The organism is Acinetobacter sp. YH12251 (assembly GCF_013417465.1).
In the GTDB taxonomy this organism is placed as follows: Bacteria; Pseudomonadota; Gammaproteobacteria; order Pseudomonadales; family Moraxellaceae; genus Acinetobacter; species Acinetobacter amyesii.
The window spans coordinates 61,716-86,908 of sequence record NZ_VPDZ01000011.1 but is presented as its reverse complement, the minus strand read 5'-3'; the positions used below and the strand labels follow the sequence as shown (position 1 = coordinate 86,908).

Annotated in this window: 24 protein-coding genes; 9 read left to right on the top strand and 15 right to left on the bottom strand. The window is 42.9% G+C overall.

Annotated elements, in window-relative coordinates:
- Positions 1-4 precede the first annotated feature (4 nt).
- Both FTV27_RS11320 and FTV27_RS11315 read left to right on the top strand, forming a co-directional pair.
- Positions 5-766: an outer membrane protein OmpK gene (locus tag FTV27_RS11320; RefSeq protein WP_168379688.1), complete on the top strand. Its 762-nt coding sequence runs from the start codon at positions 5-7 to the stop codon at positions 764-766.
- Positions 767-866: 100 nt separating this feature from the next.
- The gene (locus FTV27_RS11315; protein WP_111885126.1) at positions 867-1,367 is read left to right on the top strand and encodes a GNAT family N-acetyltransferase; all 501 of its coding nucleotides are present in this window, start codon (positions 867-869) and stop codon (positions 1,365-1,367) included.
- A 12-nt stretch (positions 1,368-1,379) separates the two neighbouring features.
- Here the strand turns inward: FTV27_RS11315 and FTV27_RS11310 are convergent, their stop codons facing one another.
- The 8 genes from FTV27_RS11310 to FTV27_RS11275 form a co-directional block, all read right to left on the bottom strand.
- Positions 1,380-1,862, bottom strand: a complete 483-nt coding sequence (locus FTV27_RS11310; protein WP_180078542.1) for a DUF1877 family protein — start codon at positions 1,860-1,862, stop codon at positions 1,380-1,382.
- Positions 1,863-2,217: 355 nt separating this feature from the next.
- Positions 2,218-2,916 (bottom strand): urea ABC transporter ATP-binding subunit UrtE, encoded by a 699-nt coding sequence (gene urtE, locus FTV27_RS11305; RefSeq protein ID WP_180078540.1) that lies wholly within the window; start codon positions 2,914-2,916, stop codon positions 2,218-2,220.
- Positions 2,917-2,926: 10 nt separating this feature from the next.
- Entirely contained in the window at positions 2,927-3,748 is an 822-nt protein-coding gene (gene urtD, locus FTV27_RS11300) for an urea ABC transporter ATP-binding protein UrtD (RefSeq protein WP_068532837.1), read from the bottom strand.
- Positions 3,745-4,818 (bottom strand): urea ABC transporter permease subunit UrtC, encoded by a 1,074-nt coding sequence (gene urtC, locus FTV27_RS11295; RefSeq protein ID WP_180054174.1) that lies wholly within the window; start codon positions 4,816-4,818, stop codon positions 3,745-3,747. The genes urtD and urtC overlap by 4 nt, the downstream gene beginning before the upstream one ends.
- A 4-nt stretch (positions 4,819-4,822) precedes the next feature.
- Positions 4,823-6,457 carry an urea ABC transporter permease subunit UrtB gene (gene urtB, locus FTV27_RS11290; RefSeq protein WP_180078539.1) on the bottom strand — a complete coding sequence of 545 codons (1,635 nt, stop codon included), beginning with the start codon at positions 6,455-6,457 and terminating at the stop codon, positions 4,823-4,825.
- Positions 6,458-6,552: 95 nt separating this feature from the next.
- Entirely contained in the window at positions 6,553-7,839 is a 1,287-nt protein-coding gene (urtA, locus tag FTV27_RS11285; RefSeq protein ID WP_180078537.1) for an urea ABC transporter substrate-binding protein, read from the bottom strand.
- Positions 7,840-8,212: 373 nt separating this feature from the next.
- Entirely contained in the window at positions 8,213-10,093 is a 1,881-nt protein-coding gene (parE, locus tag FTV27_RS11280; protein WP_180024646.1) for a DNA topoisomerase IV subunit B, read from the bottom strand.
- 186 nt (positions 10,094-10,279) lie between these two features.
- Complete coding sequence (locus tag FTV27_RS11275; protein ID WP_180024686.1) at positions 10,280-10,879, bottom strand: YqiA/YcfP family alpha/beta fold hydrolase; 600 nt, start codon at positions 10,877-10,879, stop codon at positions 10,280-10,282.
- A 243-nt stretch (positions 10,880-11,122) separates the two neighbouring features.
- Between FTV27_RS11275 and FTV27_RS11270 the strand changes: the two genes are divergently transcribed.
- Complete coding sequence (locus FTV27_RS11270; RefSeq protein ID WP_180024647.1) at positions 11,123-12,454, top strand: alpha/beta hydrolase; 1,332 nt, start codon at positions 11,123-11,125, stop codon at positions 12,452-12,454.
- Between the two features lie 69 nt (positions 12,455-12,523).
- Here FTV27_RS11270 and FTV27_RS11265 read toward each other — a convergent pair whose 3' ends face one another.
- Both FTV27_RS11265 and gshA read right to left on the bottom strand, forming a co-directional pair.
- Entirely contained in the window at positions 12,524-13,051 is a 528-nt protein-coding gene (locus FTV27_RS11265; protein WP_180073350.1) for a disulfide bond formation protein B, read from the bottom strand.
- 21 nt (positions 13,052-13,072) lie between these two features.
- Complete coding sequence (gshA, locus tag FTV27_RS11260) at positions 13,073-14,650, bottom strand: glutamate--cysteine ligase (RefSeq protein ID WP_180024649.1); 1,578 nt, start codon at positions 14,648-14,650, stop codon at positions 13,073-13,075.
- A 210-nt stretch (positions 14,651-14,860) separates the two neighbouring features.
- Between gshA and FTV27_RS11255 the strand changes: the two genes are divergently transcribed.
- From FTV27_RS11255 to FTV27_RS11240, 4 genes are all read left to right on the top strand, one after another.
- Positions 14,861-15,400, top strand: a complete 540-nt coding sequence (locus FTV27_RS11255) for a DUF924 family protein (protein ID WP_180078535.1) — start codon at positions 14,861-14,863, stop codon at positions 15,398-15,400.
- 59 nt (positions 15,401-15,459) lie between these two features.
- A complete protein-coding gene (locus FTV27_RS11250) occupies positions 15,460-16,017 on the top strand; it encodes a hypothetical protein (RefSeq protein WP_078193246.1) in 558 nt (185 codons plus the stop codon).
- A gap of 26 nt (positions 16,018-16,043) precedes the next feature.
- Positions 16,044-17,354, top strand: coding sequence for a DUF445 domain-containing protein (locus tag FTV27_RS11245; RefSeq protein WP_180078533.1), 1,311 nt, complete (start codon positions 16,044-16,046; stop codon positions 17,352-17,354).
- A 106-nt stretch (positions 17,355-17,460) separates the two neighbouring features.
- Positions 17,461-18,054 carry a hypothetical protein gene (locus tag FTV27_RS11240; RefSeq protein WP_111885114.1) on the top strand — a complete coding sequence of 198 codons (594 nt, stop codon included), beginning with the start codon at positions 17,461-17,463 and terminating at the stop codon, positions 18,052-18,054.
- A 59-nt stretch (positions 18,055-18,113) separates the two neighbouring features.
- Here FTV27_RS11240 and FTV27_RS11235 read toward each other — a convergent pair whose 3' ends face one another.
- Positions 18,114-18,401: a DUF2798 domain-containing protein gene (locus FTV27_RS11235; RefSeq protein WP_372491143.1), complete on the bottom strand. Its 288-nt coding sequence runs from the start codon at positions 18,399-18,401 to the stop codon at positions 18,114-18,116.
- 177 nt (positions 18,402-18,578) lie between these two features.
- On the opposite strand from FTV27_RS11235, the gene argS reads away from it, so the two are divergent.
- Together argS and FTV27_RS11225 are read left to right on the top strand one after the other, a co-directional pair.
- Positions 18,579-20,369 (top strand): arginine--tRNA ligase, encoded by a 1,791-nt coding sequence (argS, locus tag FTV27_RS11230; protein ID WP_180078531.1) that lies wholly within the window; start codon positions 18,579-18,581, stop codon positions 20,367-20,369.
- 245 nt (positions 20,370-20,614) lie between these two features.
- Positions 20,615-21,214, top strand: a complete 600-nt coding sequence (locus tag FTV27_RS11225) for an SPOR domain-containing protein (RefSeq protein WP_180078529.1) — start codon at positions 20,615-20,617, stop codon at positions 21,212-21,214.
- 145 nt (positions 21,215-21,359) lie between these two features.
- Here FTV27_RS11225 and asd read toward each other — a convergent pair whose 3' ends face one another.
- From asd to FTV27_RS11205, 4 genes are all read right to left on the bottom strand, one after another.
- Positions 21,360-22,211 carry an archaetidylserine decarboxylase gene (gene asd / locus FTV27_RS11220; protein WP_078193251.1) on the bottom strand — a complete coding sequence of 284 codons (852 nt, stop codon included), beginning with the start codon at positions 22,209-22,211 and terminating at the stop codon, positions 21,360-21,362.
- A complete protein-coding gene (locus tag FTV27_RS11215) occupies positions 22,208-23,056 on the bottom strand; it encodes a sulfurtransferase (protein ID WP_111885136.1) in 849 nt (282 codons plus the stop codon). Before FTV27_RS11215 ends, asd begins: the two co-directional genes overlap by 4 nt.
- Before the next feature lie 153 nt (positions 23,057-23,209).
- A complete protein-coding gene (gene pncB / locus FTV27_RS11210) occupies positions 23,210-24,418 on the bottom strand; it encodes a nicotinate phosphoribosyltransferase (RefSeq protein ID WP_180011649.1) in 1,209 nt (402 codons plus the stop codon).
- Positions 24,419-24,564: 146 nt separating this feature from the next.
- Entirely contained in the window at positions 24,565-25,065 is a 501-nt protein-coding gene (locus FTV27_RS11205; RefSeq protein ID WP_078190612.1) for an ankyrin repeat domain-containing protein, read from the bottom strand.
- Positions 25,066-25,193: the final 128 nt, after the last annotated feature.

Here is a 25,193-nt window from a genome sequence, read left to right as displayed (position 1 = left end):
TTTAATGAAACTTACACAAATCGTTGCATCATGTGCATTAGCATCTGCTGCTGCTTTCACTCAAGCTTCACCTATCGTATGGCAAGATTTCAGCTTAACTGGCCTATATGGTGAAAATTATGTTGTGCCTTTTGATGGTGACAACAATGAACAGAAAACGATCACAGCTGAATATGCCGCTAAACTGAAATATTCAGATGTATTCTTCTTCGTTGACCAAGCTTGGGACAAAGATGATGAAGCATCGACTTACCTTGAGCTAGCACCGCGCCTTAGCTTAGGTGAAGTTTCTGGTAAAGACCTTTCTATGGGTCCGATCAAAGACGTTCTTATTGCAACGACTTGGGAACATAATGCCGGCTACGACAAAAATTCTGAGTTTAATAACTTCTTGTATGGTATTGGCTTTGCTTTAGACATTCCATATACACAGTATGCAAACATCAACTTCTATAAAGCTGATAACGATTCTAAATCAGCCGGTACTAAAGATGATTATCAAATGACGATCACTTATGCTGTGCCATTTAAAATCGGCTCTGAAGATTTTCTAGTAGATGCCTTCCTTGATTGGTCAACAGCTGAAAAAGGGGCGCAAGCTAGTGAATTAAACTGGACAAGCCAATATAAATGGAATATCGGTAAGCATATCTCTCCTAAGACTAAGCTCTACGTAGGTGTTGAACACTCGGTTTGGAACAACAAATATGGTCTGAAAGGTCAGGACCAAAACGATGTCAGCGCGTTGGTGAAATACCATTTCTAAGTTCAACTCAGAACGCGATGAAGAAAAAGCAAGGTTCATCACCTTGCTTTTTTTATGCCTAAGTTTTTAAATTGACTTTATTTTTATCAGAAATTTGCGCATGTCTTTTCTCATTCGACCTGCAATTCCACAAGACTTAGCGGCCATTCTCGCAATCTATAATCATGAAGTTCTCAACGGCTTTGCGACATGGAATGATCAAGCCTACAGCCTCGACTCTTTTCAACAGAAATTGCTGGAATTCCAAAAGCAAAATTTTCCATTTGTGGTGATTGAAGATCAGGATCAACAGCAAATCGCCGGTTATGCTGACTATGGTTCTTTCCGTCATTTTGCTGGCTATCGACATACTGTTGAGCATTCTGTCTATATTGACCCAAACTATGCTCGACTTGGTCTCGGTCAGCAATTATTAGAGCACCTAATTCAGCATGCCAAAAGCCAAAATATGCATGTCATGATCGCTGGCATTGATCACGGCAATAGCGCCTCGATTGCCCTGCACAAAAAATTAGGCTTTAAGCAAACAGGTTATATGCCTGAAGTGGGACAAAAGTTTGGTGAATGGCGTGATCTCGTCCTGATGCAACTTCAGTTATAGCCCGTGTTGAGTTTATGGTAGTTTATCCAAACGAATACCATCTTGTATCACACTCAGCACCGATAAGTTATGACGCACCGCATCACGATAAAGATCTTGTAACTGTAAAAAAAGCAGTTTTAATTCGGCCAATTTGAGCTCTTGCTCAGGTGCGTTTTCTGCAATCGTGACCAAATAACGTTTTTTGATTTCATCCACGCTTAACTGTTGTAATGCCTGATGGATTTCTGCAACGCGAACTACACTATTGTAATGCACTGCAAGGCTCAGTCCCGGGCGTCGCTCTGACAATGGATGTTCTGCCTGAATGGCATAACTCAGTGCCGCAACTGAATCACTGTTCACGCTTAATAATGGATTCAACTCTTGCCACGCTTCCCCTAAAAATAAGGAGTGTTGTACAAAGGGTGAATCCAAGACATCTTGAGGGATGTCAGCTTCTAAAATCAGTGTTTCCAAATCATTCGGTGGGATCAAATATAATATCGCATCCATATTCTTATCTTCTTGTTATGTCGTACATTTAGATTAATGTAATCCACACAAAAATAAAGCAGATATTTTGTATATTCGGCCGCATTTGATCGAATACTGATGGATTCCAATTCGCCTTTTACCCAAGTTTCAGTACTGCGCTTAGCATCATTTAAGCACTAGATGCTGAAGCTTCAAATGACAATGCTGAGAACAACTTAAGCTTATGGCTTAAAACAAATTTTTTTTTTGAAGCCCCTCGTTTTTTGATGCCACTGCCATGACCAGCAACGATTTTTTGATCTTAGTAAATTGAATTAAAAGAGTAACGAGCTTGATTCATACAAGCCCGCCACACATCGTAGTCAACTAAATGTTAAATCGCCACCAGTTCCCGAATGCCTTTTTCAGGCATTTCACTACCGACACCTTGTGCAATCACTTGCCCCCGCGCCATCACGGTATATTCATCTGCCAGTTCTTCTGCAAAATCATAAAACTGTTCAACCAAAACAATCGCCATTTCTCCGCCATCGGCTAACTGACGAATCACACGGCCAATATCTTTAATAATCGAGGGCTGAATGCCTTCGGTCGGTTCATCTAAAATCAATACCCGTGGTTCAGAAGCAAGCGCACGGGCAATCGCCAATTGTTGCTGCTGACCACCAGATAAATCTCCACCTCGACGATGTTTCATTTCATCCAATACAGGGAAAATTTCGTAGAGATGTTCTGGCACTTTTCGGGTCTTAGCGCCCTTAAATTTTGCCATCCCAATCAAAATATTTTCTTCAACGGTCAAGGTCGAGAAAATATCCCGTCCTTGCGGTACATAAGCCAATCCTTCGCGTACACGTTGCTCTGGACTCAGTTTAGAAATATCTTTGCCATCCAGTAAGATCTGCCCAGACTTGATCGGTAAAATACCCATTAAACATTTTAAGAGGGTGGTTTTACCCACACCATTTCGCCCGAGCAGCACGGAACACGCCCCCACGGGAGCGGCAAATGTCACATTTCTTAAAATATGACTGCCACCATAAAACTGATTGACATTTTTGACTTCTAACATGGTCTGCTCCTTAACGTCCAAGATATTTTTCAATGACATCTTCATTGGCTTGGACTTCGGCCAATGTACCCTCGGCCAAAATCGCACCTTGCGCCAACACGGTGACTTTTTCACTGATGGTGTCAATAAAGCTCATGTCATGTTCAACCACGATAAGGGTATGGTTCTTTTTCAACTCTAAACACAGCTCTGCGGTACGCTCTGTTTCAGCATCGGTCATCCCTGCTACAGGTTCATCTAGCAGAATCAACTTTGGACGCTGCATCAGTAGCATGCCTATTTCTAACCACTGCTTTTGACCATGTGACAACAGCCCTGCCGGTTTATGAATCAATTCTTCTAAGCGGATTTGTGCTAAAGATTCGTCCAAGGCGTTTTGCGCATCTGGATCGAGTTTGCTGAAGAAACTCTTTTTCACCCGTTTATCTTTAGGTGCAGCCAATAACAGGTTTTCCATGACGGTAAAATTTTCAAATACAGTAGGCTTTTGAAACTTACGACCGATCCCAGCTTCTGCTATTTGCTCTGTACTCATTTTTGCCAAATCATAGGTTTGCCCAAAAAAAGCCGAACCTTCTGTTGGGCGAGTTTTACCGGTAATCACATCCATCAGCGTGGTTTTTCCTGCACCATTGGGACCAATGATGCAGCGCAGCTCACCTTCTTTGATATATAACGACAAATCATTTAATGCACGGAAAGAATCAAACCAGACACTGACTTTTTCTAAATACAAGGCAATCCCGTGACTGAAATCCGCACCCTGCTCCTTTGGTCGTCCATAACCTTCAGCAGCATGACCGCCATGCGGTTGAACCCATTGATCATTCATTCGCTGCGCTCCTTTTTAAACCGCTCTAATAACCCAATCACACCTTTTGGCAGAAATATCGTTACCACAATAAACAGCGCACCTAAAATCAATAGCCATGCCTCTGGATAAGCCACCGTGAAATAGGTCTTCACCCCATTGATTAAACCTGCACCCAAAATTGGGCCAATCAGCGTACCGCGTCCCCCTGCAGCCACCCACACCGCCATTTCAATCGAATTGACAGGGTTCATTTCACTCGGGTTAATAATGCCGACTTGAGGGACATACAGAGCACCAGCAATCCCTGCGATCACTGCTGACAACACCCATGCAGAGAGCTTGTACCATAAGGTGCGGTAACCTAAATATTGCAAACGGTTTTCACTGTCACGAATTGCACCAAGTACGCGACCATAGGGTTTATTCATCAGGTGACGTAAACCGACAAAACAGATAAGCAAAGTCAGTGCCGTGAGGAAACACAAGGTTGCACGCATTGGTGCAGAGGTAATATCCATACCTAAGATGGTTTTAAAACCGGTAAAGCCGTTGTTACCGCCAAAGCCTGTTTCATTGCGGAAAAACAGTAGTGCCGCCGCAAAGGTCATGGCTTGAGTGATAATTGAAAAATACACGCCTTTAATTTTGGAGCGGAAGGCAAAGAAGCCAAAAATGAAGGCAATCAATCCCGGAACTAAAACCACCAAAGCCAATGCCCACACGATATGTTCAGTACCCATCCAGTACCACGGTAGCTCAGTCCAACTCAAAAAGCGCATAAAGTCGGGTAAGCCATCGCCTGCCGCCTCACGCATGAGATACATGCCAAAGGCATAGCCGCCCAAGGCAAAGTACAGACCATGTCCCAAACTTAAAATGCCGGCATAGCCCCAAACCAAATCTAAGGCCAATGCCACCAAGGCGAGACACATAATCTTGCCAATGAGCGTGACCCAATACGCTGATAAATGCAGTGCTGAATCGGCTGGCAATACATGTAACCAAGGCAAAATCAGCAAAATGGCAAAGCACACGGCAATCGCCATACCGCTATAGGGTTTATCCGATAATAACGAAGTGATTTTCATGCGCTTACTCCACAAAACGGCCTTTGATAGCAAACAAACCTTGTGGACGTTTTTGAATAAACAAAATCACAAGAACCAGTAGAATAATTTTCGCTAAGACCGCACCCATGCCGATTTCCAGTACTGTGCCACTGACACCTAGACCTAAGGCCGCCAGTACTGCACCCCATACTTGACCAACACCACCCACCACAACCACCAAGAACGCATCGATAATATAGTTTTGTCCTAGGTCAGGACCGACATTGCCGACTTGTGCTAAGGCACAGCCTGCTAGACCTGCAAGCCCCGAACCTAAACCAAAAGCCATCATGTCAATGCGGCTAGAACGGATACCTACGGCCTGTGCCATTTGACGGTTTTGCGTCACGGCACGAACAAATAAACCAAAACGGGTTTTATTTAGTAAATAAACCAGCAACAACAGTACCGCAACGGTAAAGCCAATAATGGCAATGCGGTTATAAGGCAGCATCAGACTCGGTGTCACAGCGATCCCTCCTGACAGCCATGAAATATTCGACACCTCGACATTCTGCGCACCAAAAACCATGCGCACCAATTGCATCAAAATTAAGCTCACACCAAAGGTGGCTAATAGTGTTTCCAATTGACGGCCATACAAGGGACGAATAACGGTACGTTCAATCAACATGCCGATCAAAGCACTTACAATAAATGCGGCAGGAATCGCGGCAATCAAGTACCAGTCGACATAGTTACTGAGATAACTCTTAAACAGGCTTTGCACCACATACGTGGTATAGGCCCCGATCATGATCAGTTCACCATGCGCCATATTAATCACGCCTAGCAGGCCATAAGTGATGGCTAAGCCCAACGCCGCCAGCAGTAAAATACTGGCCGTGCTAAGTCCGGAAAAGACATGTCCAGTCCATTCACTCGCCTGAATCCGAGTTTTAATATTGCTCTTGGCTTCTGTCAGTGCAGCTTTTAACTCGGGATGCAGATTGGCTTGTTGTAATTCCTGTTCCACCATCGCCAATACATCGGGACGGTTAGAATCTTGCAGCACTTTAGCCGCCTGTATTTTTTGTAATACATCAGGGTTTTGATAGTCTAAACGTGCTTTGAGCTGCGCTAAACGGGCTTTAACTTTGTTATTTTTTTCATTTAAATACAATTGATTAATATTTTTAACATCCAACTCAGCCAAGTTGTTTTCTAAAATATCAATTGCATCCAAACGTTGGTTTAAATCATTCGATTGCAGCTTTTCTTTCGCTTGAGCAAACGTTAAGGCTTTACGAAGGGTATTCACCAAGGTGACTTGAGATAAATCGGCAGGCCAATCCGTCACAGTTTGCAAATCTGGATAGCTCAATAATTTTTCGTCAGTTTCTAAAATATAGGTTTGACCGCTTTGACCACTATATAACTGATCTTTTTCAACCAATGCGGCCAACTGATCTAAGGATTCAATATCGCCCGGCCATTGATTGAGTAAGCTGCGTCGCTCGGTAAAACTCCCGCGAACAAATTGCTGAATGGCGTCACCTTGCTGCACAGATTGCACCGTAGGCACCACATCCGCTGCTGTTTCTGCATGCACGATTTGCAGACAGAATAATTGGCTCAGGAATAGAAAAAAGATCGGGAAATTGCGTAATTTTTTCATCTTATAAGCATCCCTATTGAGTAATAGAACAACCCCTTCTAGGGATCACATCAAAAAATGCCTGTTACACAATGGCAGTAGGCATTCGGATTGAATTATTTAGGGATGTACGGGCTCCATGGCTCTGCAGCAATGGTTTTTGCGGTTTTGTGTACCACATCAAACTGACCATCGGCACGGATCTGACCAATCATGACTGGTTTATGCAAATGATGGTTCGACGCATCCATTTGCAAGGTATAGCCCGATGGCGCTTTAAATTCTTGGCCGGCCATAGCTTCACGCACTTTATCGACATCTGTGCTTCCTGCTTTTTCTACCGCTTGTTTCCACATATTGATGCCGACATAGGTAGCTTCCATCGGGTCATTGGTCACAAATTTATCGGCATTTGGCAGTTTGTATTCCACGGCATACTGCTTCATTTTGTTGGTGAATTCAGTATTCACTGGATTTTTCACCGACATGAAGTAGTTCCACGATGCCAAGTGTCCAACCAGCGGCTTGGTGTCGATACCGCGTAATTCCTCTTCACCTACAGAGAACGCCATCACAGGAATATCCGCAGCTTTGATGCCTTGGTTGCCCAATTCACGATAGAACGGCACATTTGAATCGCCGTTAATGGTCGAGATCACAGCCGTCTTTTTCCCTGCCGCAAACTTCTTCACATTGCCCACAATGGTTTGATAGTTGCTATGACCAAATGGGGTATATTCTTCCATGATGTCTGCATCGGCAATGCCTTTCGACTTCAAGAATGCACGTAAGATTTTGTTGGTAGTGCGTGGGTAAACATAGTCTGTGCCCAACAGTACAAAGCGTTCTGCCTTACCACCCTCTTCACTCATCAGGTACTCAACAGCAGGAATCGCTTGCTGATTCGGTGCTGCACCTGTGTAGAAAATATTTTTAGACTGTTCCTGACCTTCATACTGAACAGGGTAGAACAATAAGCCATTTAATTCTTCAACCACGGGTAAAACCGACTTACGAGATACCGACGTCCAGCAACCAAAAATCACGGCTACTTTGTCTTGGGTAATCAACTGACGGGTTTTTTCCGCAAATAGTGGCCAGTCCGATGCCGGATCAACCACCACAGGTTCTAGTTTTTTACCCAATACCCCGCCATTGGCATTAATTTCATTAATCGCCATTAAGGCCGTATCTTTAAGAGAAGTTTCTGAAATCGCCATCGTGCCTGACAGCGAATGTAAGATCCCAACTTTAATGGTGTCACCACTTGCTGCAGCGGCTTTTGGTTCAGATGCAGCGCTTTCTGTTTTTTCTTCTGCAGGTTTTGAACAGCCCGTTAAAGCAATCGCCCCAGTCATCGTTGCCGCTAAAATACTTTTAGCAAATACATTGCGTTGAAACATTATTCACACTCCCAACCTAAGCTTGTAAGTCACATTTTTAAAATGCATTTGTTGTCTTTCATCACAACAGAGCAATTCAATAACTGTGCCAAGCCTTATTTTTTATTTTGATTGAGTGCTTTTATTTATTTTTAGATATTATTTTTCATATATTTACGCTAAAAAAACTTACTTGTAATTTTTTATGGGTATATTCAAACACCGTAAAATCACCGCAAAGATGCATACAAACTTGTATCCAACACTTGACCTATAATTGAACAATTTTGCGACGTTTTTCAAAAAATACGGTGTATTAGCACACAAATCATGCAGCTTTTCCTAAATTTAAAGCAAAAAAAACCACTTGCGTGGTTTTTTTCTTATTGCAATTTTAAACCGCCAAATCGGCCAAATTACCCTTCTGCTCTAACCAATGTTTACGGTCTGAAGAGCGCTTCTTCGCCAATAATTTGTCGAGTAAACCTGAAGTAAACTGTACGTCATCCAAGTCCAGTTGCACTAAACGACGTGTATCGGGATCCATAGTCGTTTCACGCAACTGACTCGCGTTCATCTCACCCAATCCTTTAAATCGTGTGATTTGAGGATTTTTGGTTTTACATTTCTTTAAGATGCTTTCTAGTTCATCTTCATCCAGCGCGTAATGAACGTCTTTATTATCATCAATACGGAACAGTGGTGGCATTGCCACAAACAAATGCCCTTCTTCCACCAAAGTTGGGAAGTGTTTAACGAACAAAGCACAAAGCAACGTCGCAATATGTAGACCGTCTGAATCGGCATCGGCCAAAATACAAATTTTGCCATAACGTAATTCAGATAAGTCATCACTACCCGGATCTACACCAATCGCAATCGCAATATCATGTACTTCTTGCGATGCCAAAACTTCGTCTGAAGACACTTCCCAAGTATTTAAAATCTTACCACGGATCGGCATGATCGCTTGGAAGTTCTTATCACGTGCTTGTTTGGCAGAACCGCCCGCTGAATCCCCTTCCACAATAAACAGTTCTGATTCTTCGAGGGTATGGCCCACACAGTCAGCCAGTTTACCCGGCAAAGCTGGGCCGGAAACGATCTTTTTACGTTCAACTTTTTTCGCAGCTTTTAAACGGCGACCGGCCTTGGCAATCACCATTTCTGCCAGTTGCATAGCAATATCGGAGTTTTGATTCAGCCACAGTGCAAAGGCATCTTTGGCAATATTTAACACCACACTAGAGGCTTCACGGCTTGAAAGTCGTTCTTTAGTTTGACCCGAAAATTGTGGCTCTTGGAATTTTAAAGACAGAATAAAGTTGACACCATCCCACACATCTTCGGCAGACAGCTTCATATTACGCGGCAACAAGTTACGTAATTCACAGAACTCACGAATCGCATCTGTCACACCCGAACGTAAACCGTTGACATGTGTACCGCCTTGCGCAGTTGGAATCAAATTGACATAACTTTCTTGAATCTGTTCGCCGCCTTCAACGTTCCAGCAAATGGCAAATTCAGCACTGGCACGTTCAGCTTCACCAGTCGCCACAAATGCAGGAACAGGAACGATGTCACGGTCTTGTAGCTCATCCATCAAATAGTCGACCAGACCATTTTCAAATTGCCATTCGATCTTTTCGTTGTTGATTTGATCGATATAAATAATCTGCAAGCCTGCCGCCAAAACAGCCTTGGCTTTTAAGTTGTGTTTTAAGGCTTTCAGCGCAAATTTAGGCGAATCAAAATATTTGGCTTCAGGCCAAAAATGCACGGTAGTACCCGTTGCACGTTTAGCGCATTTACCTTCCAACACCTCAAGCGGTGCCACAGGAACGCCATGTTCAAAGGCCATTTTATATAGATTGCCTTGACGCTGAACTTCCACTTCAACACGATCTGACAGTGCGTTCACCACCGAAATACCCACACCGTGTAAACCACCTGAAAATTGGTAGTTATCGGTACTGAACTTACCACCGGCATGTAATTTGGTCAGAATAATTTCAATCCCGCTTTGACCATACTCAGGATGAATATCAACAGGCATACCGCGTCCATTGTCTTCTACCGACAAAGAACCATCTTTATAAACCGTCACAGTAATTTTGTTGGCATGACCTGCAAGCGCTTCATCGACGGAGTTATCTATCACTTCCTGCGCCAAATGGTTTGGTCGTGTAGTGTCTGTATACATACCCGGACGGCGACGTACCGGATCTAGGCCAGATAAAACTTCAAGTGATTGAGCCGTATATTGCGTCACGTTGCAAAATTCCCTGCTTTTTGGTTAAAACATTTCTTCAAGCGCTACAGTATATGCTTTTTTATTAAAATGCATATCTCTTGCGATCAGCCGCCATTTTCTTAAACAATTTAAACGTCAAATGATGTCGTAACTGCCTATTTGTGTATGTTGAATCTAGCTGGTCAGCATTTGTATTGGATCATTTTATTTAGGCATATTTTTGACAGCATCGGATAAAAACTGCAAGAGCATCGGTATTTTTTCTGCAAAGTTATCCATGCCATGCGTTCCACCCACCTCAGTGATCAGCATAGCCGTGCCGGCTTGAACCGCACTATAAAACCTAGTGGCATCACGATAATCCAAGGTTTCATCACCTTGTTGGAGCAAGACCAACAGTTGATCTGCATTTTCAACCTTAGATACAGCCAAAGCCTGCATTTGATTGAGCTGTGCATCATCCAAGCACCACGTTTCAGTCACCTGATAAGGCAATGCCGTCTCACCAAATAAATCACGAAATAATTGCCATGGATAGACCGCAGGATTGATGAGCACCGCAGGAATGTGATGGCGTGCCATCAACTGCGTCGCATAAAAGCCACCTAAACTGCTACCGACCAAAACCACATTATCCAAACCTTCAATCAGCTCTGACATCTGCTGCATTACCTGTAGTGGTGGCATATTCAAATCTGGCAAATGCACGTGCACACCATTTAAGTCTGCGCAATAGTGCCGCAATATCTGCCCTTTCACCGAATTTGAGTTACTTTGAAAACCATGCAAATACACAATATTCATCATTTTGATTCCAAATTGATCTTTAAATTGCTTTAAAAGTGGCATATAAGTGCTAACTGCGTCACATTTTCTAAATTTGAATTTTTAGTAAAATTGTCAGACAAAAGGCATTCACCGACAGGTCTGTTATCGGTATTGTAAAAGCTGTTCGTGAGAATTTTATAAAATAAACAATGAAACTTCAGGCTATTCCAGTAATAAATACAATCGAGGGATAGCATTGAATGTAAGGATAGGAACATTATGCCTAGCTTAACACCATTGCATGAAACCTATTGTAAATGGGACCGCACGCCACCCAGTCAAGCAGATGTGCTGGAAGGTTTGGCACAACTCGTGACAATGCGTTTTAGTGATGTCGTGCATGACTTGATCAAAAACATTCAACGTGAAATTTTAATCAGTATTTTTGGAATGAGCGAACAAGGCTCGAAAGCCTTTCATAAGCAGCCGACCATTGCACGGATTTATGAATTTTCTTACAACACCTTTTTCAATTATGGCAATTATTTACTCGCACCGACGCTGCGTAGCATTATTGAAAAATTCCCACGCTTACACGACAAACCCCTTACCCCGTCTTTACATTTTCTAGTAGGTGCGCTGAATGGGGTCCTGGGTGACTATTTACTGAAATATCACAACCCGATGGCCTTACCGATGGTGGTTTACGACCATTATGGTGCGGTACAAAAAGGCGAATTAAACGGTCGTATTACCCTGTTAATTCATGGGCTGTGCATGAATCATCTGTCATGGTCGACAGCCAAATATGGCGGCATTGGTGAAAAATTACTTTCTCAACGTGACCATAACACCATGCTGTATTTAAATTACAACACGGGTCGTCGTATCTCGACCAATGGTCGCAGCCTTGCCAATACATTAGAAGATTTGGTCCGTCGCAACCCGGGTATTACCAGTATCGACTTAATTGGTCATAGTATGGGGGGCTTAGTGTCCCGTAGTGCCATTTTTTATGGCAAACAAAATATGTATCAATGGATTCATCAAGTCGAAAATCTAGTCTGCTTGGGCTCACCACATCATGGTGCTGTGCTTGAACGTATCGGATTTCATCTGCAAGATCAATTGGGGCGTTTCCCTTTGGTCAAAATCGTGGGCCACGTGGTGAATATTCGCAGTAACGGCATTTTAGATTTGCGCTATGGCAGCGTGCGTGATGATGATTGGGAACATAATGATGTCCGTATTGGACTCATGGACGACAACCGTAAACCAGCCCCGATTCCATCGCATATCAATACCTACCTCGTGGCAGGGACCATCGAATATGAACATCGTCGCAATAAAACGCGACATGTGATTGGAGATTACTTGGTCAGTGTGAAAAGTGCGTTAGGAGAACACCCAAACCCACGCTACCAATTAAAAGTACCTGACTCACATAAAGCAATATTTTATGGCCTGAACCATTTTGAAATTCAGCATCATCCACAAGTGGCCGAGCAAATCGTGCATTGGTTCTATCCAAATAATGACGATAAAGCTTGTGACCACATTTATGAATTTATGATGGACTTGGAAAGTATGGAAGGCATTGCCCTGACCTAAGGTAAACTTCCCCCATGCAGACTCATAAAAAAAAGCCCTCAACTGAGGGCTTTTTTATGTATCACTAAATTAAAATTTATCACGTAAACGTGGCACTGGTCTGCTTGGGTATTTACGTAATAACTGCCAAAGGCTAAGCAAAGTTAAGACCGCAAAAAACACCAATGACCAAACCGGTAAAGATTGTCCCAAGAAGGTCCAATCCACTTTGGCACATTCACCAGAGCCGGTCAGTACTTGCTCAAAGACTGATTTTAACGGCAGCGTTTCTACCCAATAATCCAGTCCTGGGCCACAGCTCGGTACTTTGTCTGGCGGTAAATTTTGCAGCCAAATATGACGCGCAGCCACCCCAGCAGACCAAAGAATTGATAGTGTCCCCAACAATGCGTAAATGCGTTTACCCCAATTCGATGCTGGATTGTGAATCAATGCAATCAATGAAATGATGCCAAGTCCAATCAAACCAATACGTTGGAATACGCACAACGGACAAGGTTCTAAGCCTTGTACATGTTCTAAAAACAGCGCAAAAGACATACCGATCACGCTGGCTAAAAACAACAAACCACTCACGAAGCGGAAACTCCATTTCATGGTAAATCCTCTTAAAATTTTTTATCTGAAGTTTTTCAAATATTCTTCAAAACTCAAGGTACAGTCTTGCTCAAGTTCAGCCTGTTTTTCTAAAGACTGCTCAGCAGCTTGTGCAAAGTATGCAGCAGTTTCAGGGCTCAAGACATGCTGCTCATACACTTCAGCATGTTGTAAGGCCATAAAGCTACCAAAGCCCCAAGTTCCACCTTGTTCTAAAGTATCGCTAATCATACGTGCCGACAATGTTTCATCGACTTCATCGATGCGTGATTGCATCACAGCCATTGCCTGAGTGTAAATATCTGTATTGTAAGAATCATCCAGCAATTCAGCCAACGGTTGCATCGCAGCAACATGTGTACGACACCATGTTTCAATTGGAACCGCTTGACCTTGCTGTAAAATCACTGCGTTTGGCGCACGACCACGGTTTACCACTTCCGCCTGATTTTTCTCAATTTCATTTTGTTCGGCATCTAACAACGCTGGACTGTCTTGCAATAAACAGTACAAAGCCACCACTTCGAGCAAGCCTGCCGTGTCTTCATTGATCCCAATCGGGCTATAAGGATTGACATCTACCGCGCGTAATTCAACATAACCTACGCCACGATTTTGCAGGGCTTCAGACGGTGTTTCACCATCCTGTGGCACTTGTTTCGGACGAACCAAACTGTAGTATTCATTTTCAATTTGCAACACATGGTCATTAATTTGAATCGGTTCACCCTGTTCATCATTTAAACCTAAATGACTAAATGCAGCATACGGGGTATGCACCGCTTTTTGCAAACCTTCCAAATACGCCTGAATGTCGTTGTAGTGAATCCCTAACTGTTTTTGTGCTGAATTTTGATAGCCAAAATTTCCCATACGCAGCGCCGTTGCATAGGGTAAAAATAGCGTGCCTTTTAAGAGCGGTAACAGCTGATGTTCACGTCCAGTCATAAAACATTTACACACCGACGGACTCGCCCCAACCAAAAACATCACCAATGGCGTTAAACGAATAAAATTACGGATCAGGCCGAAATAACGATGACTGCGATAATCCTGTAAGCTCAATGCCTTGAGGGCGTCGTCAGTTTCATGCTGTTGAAGTGCTTCAAAGAAATGATCTGGGAAGGATAAATTATAATGCACCCCTGAAATGGTCTGCATCCGGCGACCATAACGCACCCCTAAACCACGACGGTACAAGGTTTTAAAGCGCCCAATATTCGAGCTGCCATATTGCGCTAAACGAATACTGTCTTCGTCTTTATCCAACATGCATGGCATCGACAACGGCCAAAGTTTTTCACCATGTTCCAAATGCGTATGCGCAACAGCATGAATATCTTGCAGATAGTTCAACGCCTCTGTAATGGTTTCTTTTGGCGGCGTGATAAATTCCATTAAAGCTTCAGAATAGTCTGTCGTGATATGCGGATGAGTCAAAGCCGCACCCAAAGCTTGGGGATGGTCGGCCTGAGACAAGAAACCGTTGCTTTGCATACGCAAGCTTTCACGCTCAATACCGCGCAACATTCCTTTAATCAGCGAAGAATCTACCCAAGTCGGTAAAATGTCTTGAGAGGTCGATTCGGGTTGACTCATTGCTATCTCGCTTAAATGGAAGAAACTACTAAAATAAAATCATCAGTTTATATCAGTATAACGCGATTTGAAGTGGGCAAATGACCCACTGTATAGTTTTGAGACAAACCGTGATTTTATTTTGGCAATTTTTTATCACAAACTTACTCTATATGACATTTGAAATTTGTGATTTTATAAACAAATATATGCTAATAATGCTTAAAACTTATGAATTATCAAGATATTCTCGAATTTTGGTTTAACCCAGAAAATCAGCCCAATTGGTTCGCTAAAAGCAATAATTTTGATGTTTTAATCGAAAAAAAGTTTAAAGACATCCATCAAGCGGCCAGTCAAGCAGAACTGTGGCAATGGCGTACTACTGCCGAAGGTCGATTGGCTGAAATTATTGTTTTAGATCAATTTTCTCGAAATTTATTCCGTGACTCTGGCTTGGCTTTTGCCCAAGATGCACTGGCTTTGGCGCTTGCACAAGAAGCCATCGCGCAGGGTTTAGATCTACAATTAAGCCTTGAACAGCGCTCATTTTTATATATGCCCTTTATGCATAGCGAATCGACAAAAATCCATCAAAGCGCGTTAAAATTATTTGAGCAACTGGGCAATCCGATCAACTTAGAATTTGAAAAAAAGCATAAAGTGATTATCGATCGATTTGGACGTTACCCGCATCGCAATGCGGTATTGGGCAGAACATCTACAGCAGAGGAATTGGAATTTTTAACCCAGCCCAATTCTAGCTTTTAATTGACGGCTTTTGGCCAGTATCTCCCCTTGCCATGAACCGATTAAACAGGAGTATGCGCATGAACAAACTCATTATCGCAGCAGCCATAACCGCAGCACTCGGTTTAACTGGCTGTGCCACAACCCCATCAAAACCTTTGACCTTTGAACAACTCGGTCAATATTCTGCGACACCATTAAATGCTCAAAGCTATCGGATTAGCTTCCAAGCTAGACCCAATATGAGCTATGGTACTGCCGAAGAAATCACCTTGGTTAAAGCCGCTCAAACCACCCTACACAATGGCTTTCAATATTTTAAAGTCATGGATGACCCGAGTAATCGGAGTCAAAAACCGCCGCGCCAAGCGGTGATTTACCCAGACCCAATGCCTTATCCATATGGCTATTACCGTCGCCATCCTGGTTTTTGGCCAGGCCCGTTTTATGACGTTCCACAGGTGGTCACACTCGATCCAACTCAAGTTTCCTACAGTATTACTTGCTATAAAGATCGTGCCAAAGCCCCTCAGGATGCCTTTGATGCTCGCTTGATTTTGCAGTCACTCGGAGCTAAATATGGTTTAGACAGCCAAGGAAATCCTTTGCCTGTAGCCGCTGAGCCCACCTCTAAATAAGTCAACCCATAGAGACCCGATCATTGATGAGCCCAACTGAACAGCCCGCTGTTTCACCTAGTCTGCAACGCAGTAAACGCTTCGCCACCATTGCTTTGGTGGTGGCGGTGCTGGCGTGGATTGCATTGATGATCGCAGCTAAATTACTGCCCGAATATGTTTGGCTCATTCATATTTTGATGCTTTCAGCAGAAGCTGGCGTGGTTGGTGGTTTGGCAGACTGGTATGCGATAACCGTTTTATTTCGCAATCCCTTTGGTCGTATTCCGATTCCTAAATTTTTACGTGACCACACAGAAATTATTCCTCGTAATAAAGCACGCATTGCCGAGTCGATGGGCCGCTTTGTTCAGGAGAATTTTCTTTCACCACAAGTGGTTGAAAAAAGCTTAGCGGAGACGGATCTCTCTCTTGCCGTCGGGAAATGGTTGGCCAATCCGCACAATAATGCGCAAGTGACCCAAGTCATTCAGCAAACGGTACCGAAAATTTTCGAATTTGTCGGTCAGGAACAAATTGGACAATTTATCCAAAATAACAGCGTGCAATGGGTACGCAATACGCAAGTCAACCATCTTGCCAGTGAAATGCTACGGGCAGTTTTAGAAAATGACTTCCATCAAGATGTGTTACAGCGCGGGCTCGATTTAGCCCATGATTGGGTCACACAGCATCCAGAACAAACCCGCGACCTTTCACGCCAGTTGTTTAAAGAACTTGGGGTATGGAAGTTAGCTAAAGGCGCCAGCTGGATCGGCATTGATGTACAACAACGCACCATTGATTCACTGGTCAGTCGTGTCGAGTCGATGCTTGCCGACCATGAACATCCTTGGCGTCGAAAAATTGAAGAAATGGCACAGCAACTCATGCATGAGTTAGCAGACAATCAAAGTGTAGCCAGCCAACGTTTGAATAGCACCAAGGACGCTTTATTAGACAGCCCACAAATGCTTAACTTTTTAAGCGGCGCTGTTGTGATTTTATGTGATGCGATTAAATCTGATCTACAAAAGCCGGACTCAGGTATTGCACAAAACCTACGCGTCGCCATTCAACAAGTGGGCGAAAATATTGTCTCTAACGTTGCTGTACGCCAATTGCTGAATGAAAAAATGAGTGATATTGCCATCAATCTCTCCGATCAATATAGCGAAAAAGTCATTCGGTTTATCAGTGAACGTATACATGAATGGGATTCACGTGAAATGATCGATAAGATCGAAAACGAAGTCGGTGGCGACTTGCATATGATTCGAGTCAATGGTGTCGTGGTCGGTGGTTTTATTGGCCTCGCACTGGGGATTATTCGTGCCTGTGTAGAATGGCTGCTTTAGCCGCCTGCAGCAGTCCTCCTCAAAGGAGATTGGCCGCAGGTTTGAGCTTTATGCGTAGAACCGTTAAACTTTGCCCATCCGAAAATTTAATAGAACAATAAAATCTATGCATTTACCTGCCATCTATACACTACCATTCATTCTAATCATCAGTAGCTTAAGCGCTTGCCAGACCATTTCCAAAACCAGTAGCACAGTCAGCGACAAAGTGATGGGCATGCTCGGTAAAGAAAAAGCCCCTGAAATCGATAAAAAAGGCACTGTCGATATCAGCAAAAGTACCCAACAACAGTTAGAAACTCTGCTGACCAATATGCCGAAAAATCAGTGGGTCTATATTGAAAATGATCAACAAGGCACATCTACCCTCAAAAATAAATCGGCAGACAATTTCACCTTGAGCCTCAAATTGAATTGCAAAATCAGCACTCAGCGCCCAACTTTCAGTATAAGCAACGCGGATGGCCAAGAGATCCTAAAAGCACATGATACAAATGTGGGGCAAATTCAAATTCTGCTCGACAATAAAAACTTTGGAAATCCGTTTGAGACAGCCCATCAGCAAAAGTTCCAAAGCTTTAAAACCGCTGTCGCTCAGGCCAAAGTCATTAAAGTGTTTAATGCCTCAAAACTCTATACCTTCCAAAACAACAAAGCCGAATTACTCTCTAAAGCAGTAAGTTGTCGCGATAGCCTATAAATATTTAAAGCGAAATGCAGTAAGTCACCGTTTTACTCAACTGTGACTTACATGCAGGCTTATTTTGCAGGTGGCTGTGGCCCTGACATATCAACCAGCAGGCCTGTAAACTTTCGAACAAATGGCAATAAAATCAGTACAATGGGAAAAGCAATTGCCCATGAAATCATCCAATTATGCAGCCATAGAGTCAGAAATCCCTCAAACCACCCTAAATTTCTGAGCATATTAATAAACGAAATAATGCCGCTCATGAGACAAGACAAAATAAACGGCACGATAATCAGCGCCCAGCGTGCAGCTAACTTCGGCACATTGCCAAAAATTTTAGGGGTGGGTTGTGACATGTCCATATACTCAAGCAATGATCCTGAATCTCTAAATCACTTATATCGTTTTACTTCGATATAAGCAATGCTTCACTTTTATCGAATATTTTTTATTCGCAACAAATGGGTTCACCTAAAGAGCCTGAAATTTGCTATATTTACCGTTTTTCTGCGACATTTATTTTTCGACTGATTATGAATACGGCAATACAAGCAGCGCTCGATCATGCAGTGCAATCCCTTCAAGCTGAAGGTGTACTCCCAACTGACTGGAACAATACTAGCAATTTGACCCGAACCAAAGACCGAAGCCACGGTGACTTTGCGTCAAACATTGCCATGATTGCCTCTAAAGCTGCAGGTATGAAGCCGCGTGATTTAGCCGAAAAAATTCTGGCAAATCTTCCAGAAGTCGCAGATATCAGCAAAGCAGAAATTGCAGGTCCTGGCTTTATTAACTTCTTTTTAAATGCTGACCAACGTTTTGCTGTCTTAGACCAAATTCAAGCTCAGAAAGATCAGTTCGGTCGCACTCAGGCCAATGCTGAAAAACGTGTTCAAGTGGAATTCGTTTCAGCCAACCCAACGTCTAGCCTACACGTTGGTCATGGTCGTGGCGCAGCTTACGGTATGACCGTTGCCAATCTTCTTGAAGCAACAGGTGCTAAAGTTGACCGTGAATACTATGTCAACGATGCTGGCCGTCAAATGGATATCTTGGCGACATCGACTTACTTGCGTTATTTAGAATTGACCGGTCAACAACTGGTCTTCCCTAAAAATGCATATCAAGGCGACTACGTTAAAGAAATCGCACAAAGCATTATCGACAAAGATGGCGATGCTTATGTACGCCCTGTTGCCGACATCTACAAAGATGTTCCTGAAGATGTGCAATATGCCGCTGAACTCGATAGCGAAGGCAATAAAGTCGTTGTTTCAGGTGATAAAGAAAAACACATTGATGGTTTGATTCATAATTCACAAAACCATTTGGCTGCGGGTTACCGTGTGTTCCATCAAGCTGCGCTGAAAGCCATTCTTGATGACATTAAAGATGACCTCGGTGAATTTGGCGTGACTTTCAATCAATGGTTCAGCGAAGCAACCTTGACTGAAAAAATTGATGAAGCATTACAAATGCTCGATCAACGTGGTTTCTTATACGAAAAAGATGGCAACATCTGGTTCAAATCAACTGAATTTGGTGATGAAAAAGACCGTGTTGTGAAACGTCGTAATGGTCAGACTACATACTTCGCATCCGACATTGCTTATCACTTAAATAAACTACAACGCGGCTATACCGATATCATTGATATCTGGGGTTCAGACCACCACGGTTATATCGCACGTGTGAAAGCAGCGATTGATGCGCTTGGCTATGATTCTAAAAAATTGACGGTGCTTTTGGTTCAATTTGTGAGCCTATGGCGTGGCGGCGAGATGGTTCAAATGTCATCTCGTTCAGGTCAATTCGTGACTTTACGCGACTTACGTAAAGAAGTAGGCAACGATGCTGCTCGTTTCTACTATGTCATGCGTAAATCAGAACAACACATTGACTTCGACTTAGACCTTGCTGTGTCTCAAAGCAAAGACAATGCGGTGTACTACATCCAATACGCACACGCACGTATCTGCCGTATGCTCGAAAAAGCTGCTGCGACAGACGTTCAATTCTCTGCTGAAGCTGCACGTCAATTTGCAGCTAAACTTGAGTTAGAAGCTGAAACTGAAGTTCTTGCTAAACTTGCGGCTTACCCTGAAATTGTGATTCGTGCAGCAAACAGCTATGAACCACACCAAGTGGGTAACTACTTGAAAGAATTAGCGGCGTTGTTCCATGGTTGGTACAATGAAAATAAAGTCTTGGGTGATGATGCAGAACTGACTCAAGCGCGCTTATTACTGTCTGTAAACGTACAGCAAGTTTTACGCAATGGTCTTGAATTATTGGGTGTGAGTGCGCCTGAATCAATGTAAGCCATTCTTAGTATACGTTAGAATCCGTCCATGTATGAACCATATACATTGACGCCTATACAGGCTCTTTATGAGCCTGTATTTTCATGGATATTCAGTCATCTTTTAATGAAAACTTGAAGATGTTGAAATTGTGAAAATTAAACATAAACAGCATGACAGTCATGTAATATATAATAATCAGAACTTGGTTTTGGGTCAGTTCCTACTAGGTTCGTAACAATTACAATTAAAGAGGTTTCCTCGTGTTTGGAAAAACGCAACGCGGTGTATCAGAGCGGCCAAATCAGCCTAAAAAACCATTGATTCCTGCATGGTTAGGTACACTTGTGATCATTTTAATCGTGTTGAGTTTCTTGGTGGCCTTGATGTTATGGAAACCATGGGAGCCGGTAAAACCGAAAGGTCAAATTACCTCTGAACACTACCAAGAAGAAACCAATAAAGATTACCGTTTTTATGATCTGTTGCCTCAGCAACAAGTCACCCCGATTCCAGATCAAGCTGTGCCTGAAACAGATACCAAAGAAACCGTGGTGATCGTTGAAGCACCTGAAACGGCTACCACTACACCGACTGAGCCGGGTATTGAAGCCACAGAAACAACACCTGCCCCTGCAAGCTATATTTTGCAAGTGCGTAGCTATGATGACCCTGACCAAGCCGATGCCCGTCGTGCAGAAATTATTTTAAATGGCTTATCTGCCGATGTGATCCAAAGTAATGAAAATGGCAAAGTTTGGTATCGCGTCGTGTCTGGCCCCTATGATTCACAAGAAGCTGCTGTGATTGCACAGCAAACTTTACGTCATAGCAGTATCGACTCGATTGTCGTAAAACGCTAAATTTTGCAATTAAAAAAAGCGCCTGATGGCGCTTTTTTTTATTCATTCCTTCAATAAAGGGAGGTTAGAAGGGATTCTTTTTTGAATACATCAGCTTAGCTCAAAAACCTCTCCCTAACCCTCTCCTAAAAGGACAGGGAATTCATTAAATGGTATGCCCTAAAGCTTCGCCCATCACCACAGTCGAGTTGGCTTTAAAGGTCGCATCCCATTGCATTTTGTTTTCTTCAAACAACACTACCGCTGTTGAACCTAAATAGAAACGGCCCAATTCTGCACCTTTTTCTAAGAATAAATCGTGTTGATTGAGTTCCAAACGCCCTGTCGGTTTAACTTTACCTGTAGCCACGGTTTCAATACCTGCCACGATCATTGCGCCCACTAATACAACCGCCATACGTCCGACTTCTGTATCAAATAAGCAGACCATACGTTCATTACGGGCAAATAAACCCGGAATATTTTCAGCAGTGGTCTGGTTTACTGAAAACAATTCACCCGGTACATACAGGGTTTCTGTCAATGTTCCTGCAAATGGCATATGTACACGGTGGTAGTCTTTTGGTGACAAATAAACCGTAGCAAACTGACCATTTTTAAACGGCTCTGCCAATTGTGGATCGGCAATCAGGTTTTCAACGGTGAACTTCTGCCCTTTGGCCTGAAATACGTCACCATTTTCAATTTTACCCAGTTGTGAAATCGCACCATCTGCGGGTGAAACAACACTGTTGGCATTTGCATCAACTACACGTACGCCTTCTTTTAAAGAACGAGTGAAAAATTCATTGAATGATTTAAATTTCAGGGCATTACTTTGCTCAGCAATCGACATGTCGATGCCATACTGTGCTTTAAATGCGGTAATCACAGCATTTTTCACCACAGGGTTTTCGCTTGCAGCCAATTTACCGACGATACGTGATAATTTGTGCTGTGGAACAACACGCTGAGCTTGAATAAAAATTTGTTTTTTTAACTGAGATGTAAGGCTCAAGACGGCAACTCTCCGGTGATCACAGGACTATCGAGTCGGTTGCCCCACTCGCTCCACGCACCATCGTAAGCTCGAATATTCCAACCGAGTAAACGTCCTAGTATATAAGCTAGGCCAGACCGATGATGGGACTGACAATATACCACCACAGGTTCGTTTAAATTGAATCCCAATTGTTCTAAGCGTTGTTGTGTGCGTTCTAAAGGATGCAATTTTAAATGATTTTCTCGGTTAAGGGCAGTACTCCATTCGAAATGTCGTGCCCCCGGAATGTGACCGCCGCGTCGCGCTGCTAAACGTAAGCCTGTATATTCATCTTCGGTACGGCAGTCCCATACTTGGATCTGCTCCTGCTGTACACGAGCCAATAGCTCATCATAATTTGTTTGATACTGAGCACGCGCCTCTGCACTTACTTCAACCAATGGGCTCACGGGTTCAAATTGCTCAATTTCAGACGAGGTCGGTAAGCCTGCCCCAAGCCAAGCATGGATGCCACCATTGAGGAGACTGGTATTTTCAAAACCGAGGCAATGTAAGTTCCAAATCAGTCGACCAGCCCATGCCCCACCTTCATCGTCATACACTACTACATGATGTTCTGGACTGATATTCAGATAGCTGATGAGCTGTTCTAAACCGGCTTGGTCAGGTAAAAGCCCCATCGCTTGTTCTTCTTGGCGCACTAACAGTTTCGGCTGCACATGCAGTGCATGTGGAATATGCAATTGGTCATAAACCGAACGACGACTCAAATCGACGATCCGTAGTTTTTCATTACCAAGATGTGGAACCAATTCTTCCGCTTCAATCAGCAGACCAAAATTCAGTGTAGATGCTGTCATCGTTGTTCGTGTTGTATTTTGTGCGATTAAATTCGATCTTAGCATAAGTCATTTTCACTATTATTCTGAATTTTTGCATTCCTTTAGCAATATTTTAGATATAAAAAAGCCGAATCATTGATTCGGCTTTTTTAGTTTTATCTAATGCTGTGTTTAAGCGCTAACTTCAGAGATGTCAAACACCTGACGTAGATACGCTAAGAAAGTATCATTATCCGTCATGGTTTTACCCGGACTATCTGAAATTTTTGCCACAGATTGACCATTACATTCAACCAGTTTCAGTACGATATTCAGCGCAGTTTGTCCCATATCATTGGTCAAGTTGGTGCCAATACCAAAGCTAACTTGGAAACGGTCTTTAAAGTAATTGTGTAAATCCCAAGCTTTTTCAATGTTCAAGCCATCACTGAAAGTCAGCATTTTGGTTTTACTGTCAATTTTAAGCTTTTTGTAATGTGCATAGGCTTTATCGCCCCATTCATACGGGTCGCCACTGTCATGACGTAAACCGTCGAATAGTTTGGCAAAGTACAAATCGAAGTCACGTAGGAACGCATCCATACCGACAACGTCCGTTAAGGCTATTCCTAAGTCACCACGGTATTCCTGCACCCATGTTTCTAGCGCAGACTTCTGGAAGTTACGTAGACGAACATCAAGCGCTTGGAATGCTTGTAGGAACTCATGCGCCATCGTACCAATTGGAGTAATGTTCAAGTCTTTGGCAATCAGAACATTACTTGTACCGCGGAAAATATACGGTGAAGCCTGATTTAATTCTTCAATTACATGCTTTTGCCATGCATAACTATAACGACGACGCGTGCCAAAATCAGAGACCAAGAATGGTGGATCATTTGGATTTTGCCGTGCTTCATACTGCTTCAGCAAGGCAATCTTATGTTGCAAACGGCGCTCACCTTCGGCTAAAACTTCGGGTGTACGAATACGTTGGAAATATAATTCATTGACGATGGCTAAAACAAAGATTTCAAACATCATCGCTTGAACCATTGGGCCTTCTACCCAAATGTCGAGTCGACCTTCATCATCAATACCCGCTTTAATAAAACGGCGTTTAAGCTGAAATAATTCAAGATAATCAACAAAATCGCTTTTAATAAAACGTAAACTGCGTAAATACTGCAATTCATCTTCTTTAAACTTCAACTGACAAAGCATGTCGAGCTGCATGTTTAAATCATCCAAAATTTCAACCAGTGGATAGGCCGTATCGTCCAAGTTACGGCAGCGAAAGTGATACACACTATGGGTTTGCGGAAATTTGTGTAACACCACCTGAAGCATGGTGAATTTATACAGATCTGTGTCTAATAAGGATTGGATGATTGGGGACATAAAGACTTTCAGTTTTTATCAACTCTTTGCATTAAAGCATACTTTATTGATAAAAAGCCGATTGATTTAGTGGAATAACTTATAAATCACTGCGATTTATCGACTTTTTTCAATTTTTTTGCTGAAGCAGAGCGCGATCAAGCTCATTATTTTTTGAGTAACTGTCGATATTTTTCTTCTTGACCAAATTCACGTGCAAACTGTTCTGCAGTCTTTTGCCCCGTTTTTTTGGCATTTGCATCGCAATCCACTTGGCGTAATTGCTTTGCAATCGCCCATTCTAATTTAAACATGGCACCCATCAATGCAGTGTTGCCTTTATTGTCACGTGCGCAGCGGTCTGCACCATGTTCCAACAAGCGAGTTACAATATTTTGATGACCATAATAGGTCGCCATCATCAGCGGTGTAAAACCCGAGGCATTGCGTACATCGACTGGAAAACCATGCTTGAGAAACTCATTAATCACTTCTTCATTGCCAGTTTTGGCTGCGGCAAAAAATATTGCAATCAATTCCTGTTGTGAGGTCATCTGATCGCTTGCAGACGCTTTAGCGGGGGAGATATCTTCCGCGATTGCCACGTTTGCGAATGCGGAACCAAACGCAAGAAGACTGGCTAAAGTCAAATGCTGCATAACTTTCATGATGAACTCCAACAGAAATCGAATGTAGAATTGAATTGGAAACAATTCATTTCATTAAAAAAATGAATATTTAAGGAGTGCCTATGAAACTCCCCCTAGGGTGCAGGAAAGGTATGGAGCTTCATAGG

Excerpts from the sequence above, each read along its gene's own strand:
- FTV27_RS11320 (WP_168379688.1), top strand. The coding sequence starts at position 5 with ATGAAACTTACACAAATCGTTGCATCATGTGCATTAGCATCTGCTGCT.
- FTV27_RS11315 (WP_111885126.1), top strand. The coding sequence starts at position 867 with ATGTCTTTTCTCATTCGACCTGCAATTCCACAAGACTTAGCGGCCATT.
- FTV27_RS11310 (WP_180078542.1), bottom strand. The coding sequence starts at position 1,862 with ATGGATGCGATATTATATTTGATCCCACCGAATGATTTGGAAACACTG.
- urtE (WP_180078540.1), bottom strand. The coding sequence starts at position 2,916 with ATGTTAGAAGTCAAAAATGTCAATCAGTTTTATGGTGGCAGTCATATT.
- urtD (WP_068532837.1), bottom strand. The coding sequence starts at position 3,748 with ATGAATGATCAATGGGTTCAACCGCATGGCGGTCATGCTGCTGAAGGT.
- urtC (WP_180054174.1), bottom strand. The coding sequence starts at position 4,818 with ATGAAAATCACTTCGTTATTATCGGATAAACCCTATAGCGGTATGGCG.
- urtB (WP_180078539.1), bottom strand. The coding sequence starts at position 6,457 with ATGAAAAAATTACGCAATTTCCCGATCTTTTTTCTATTCCTGAGCCAA.
- urtA (WP_180078537.1), bottom strand. The coding sequence starts at position 7,839 with ATGTTTCAACGCAATGTATTTGCTAAAAGTATTTTAGCGGCAACGATG.
- FTV27_RS11275 (WP_180024686.1), bottom strand. The coding sequence starts at position 10,879 with ATGAATATTGTGTATTTGCATGGTTTTCAAAGTAACTCAAATTCGGTG.
- FTV27_RS11270 (WP_180024647.1), top strand. The coding sequence starts at position 11,123 with ATGCCTAGCTTAACACCATTGCATGAAACCTATTGTAAATGGGACCGC.
- FTV27_RS11265 (WP_180073350.1), bottom strand. The coding sequence starts at position 13,051 with ATGAAATGGAGTTTCCGCTTCGTGAGTGGTTTGTTGTTTTTAGCCAGC.
- gshA (WP_180024649.1), bottom strand. The coding sequence starts at position 14,650 with ATGAGTCAACCCGAATCGACCTCTCAAGACATTTTACCGACTTGGGTA.
- FTV27_RS11255 (WP_180078535.1), top strand. The coding sequence starts at position 14,861 with ATGAATTATCAAGATATTCTCGAATTTTGGTTTAACCCAGAAAATCAG.
- FTV27_RS11250 (WP_078193246.1), top strand. The coding sequence starts at position 15,460 with ATGAACAAACTCATTATCGCAGCAGCCATAACCGCAGCACTCGGTTTA.
- FTV27_RS11245 (WP_180078533.1), top strand. The coding sequence starts at position 16,044 with ATGAGCCCAACTGAACAGCCCGCTGTTTCACCTAGTCTGCAACGCAGT.
- FTV27_RS11240 (WP_111885114.1), top strand. The coding sequence starts at position 17,461 with ATGCATTTACCTGCCATCTATACACTACCATTCATTCTAATCATCAGT.
- FTV27_RS11235 (WP_372491143.1), bottom strand. The coding sequence starts at position 18,401 with ATGTCACAACCCACCCCTAAAATTTTTGGCAATGTGCCGAAGTTAGCT.
- argS (WP_180078531.1), top strand. The coding sequence starts at position 18,579 with ATGAATACGGCAATACAAGCAGCGCTCGATCATGCAGTGCAATCCCTT.
- FTV27_RS11215 (WP_111885136.1), bottom strand. The coding sequence starts at position 23,056 with ATGACAGCATCTACACTGAATTTTGGTCTGCTGATTGAAGCGGAAGAA.
- pncB (WP_180011649.1), bottom strand. The coding sequence starts at position 24,418 with ATGTCCCCAATCATCCAATCCTTATTAGACACAGATCTGTATAAATTC.
- FTV27_RS11205 (WP_078190612.1), bottom strand. The coding sequence starts at position 25,065 with ATGAAAGTTATGCAGCATTTGACTTTAGCCAGTCTTCTTGCGTTTGGT.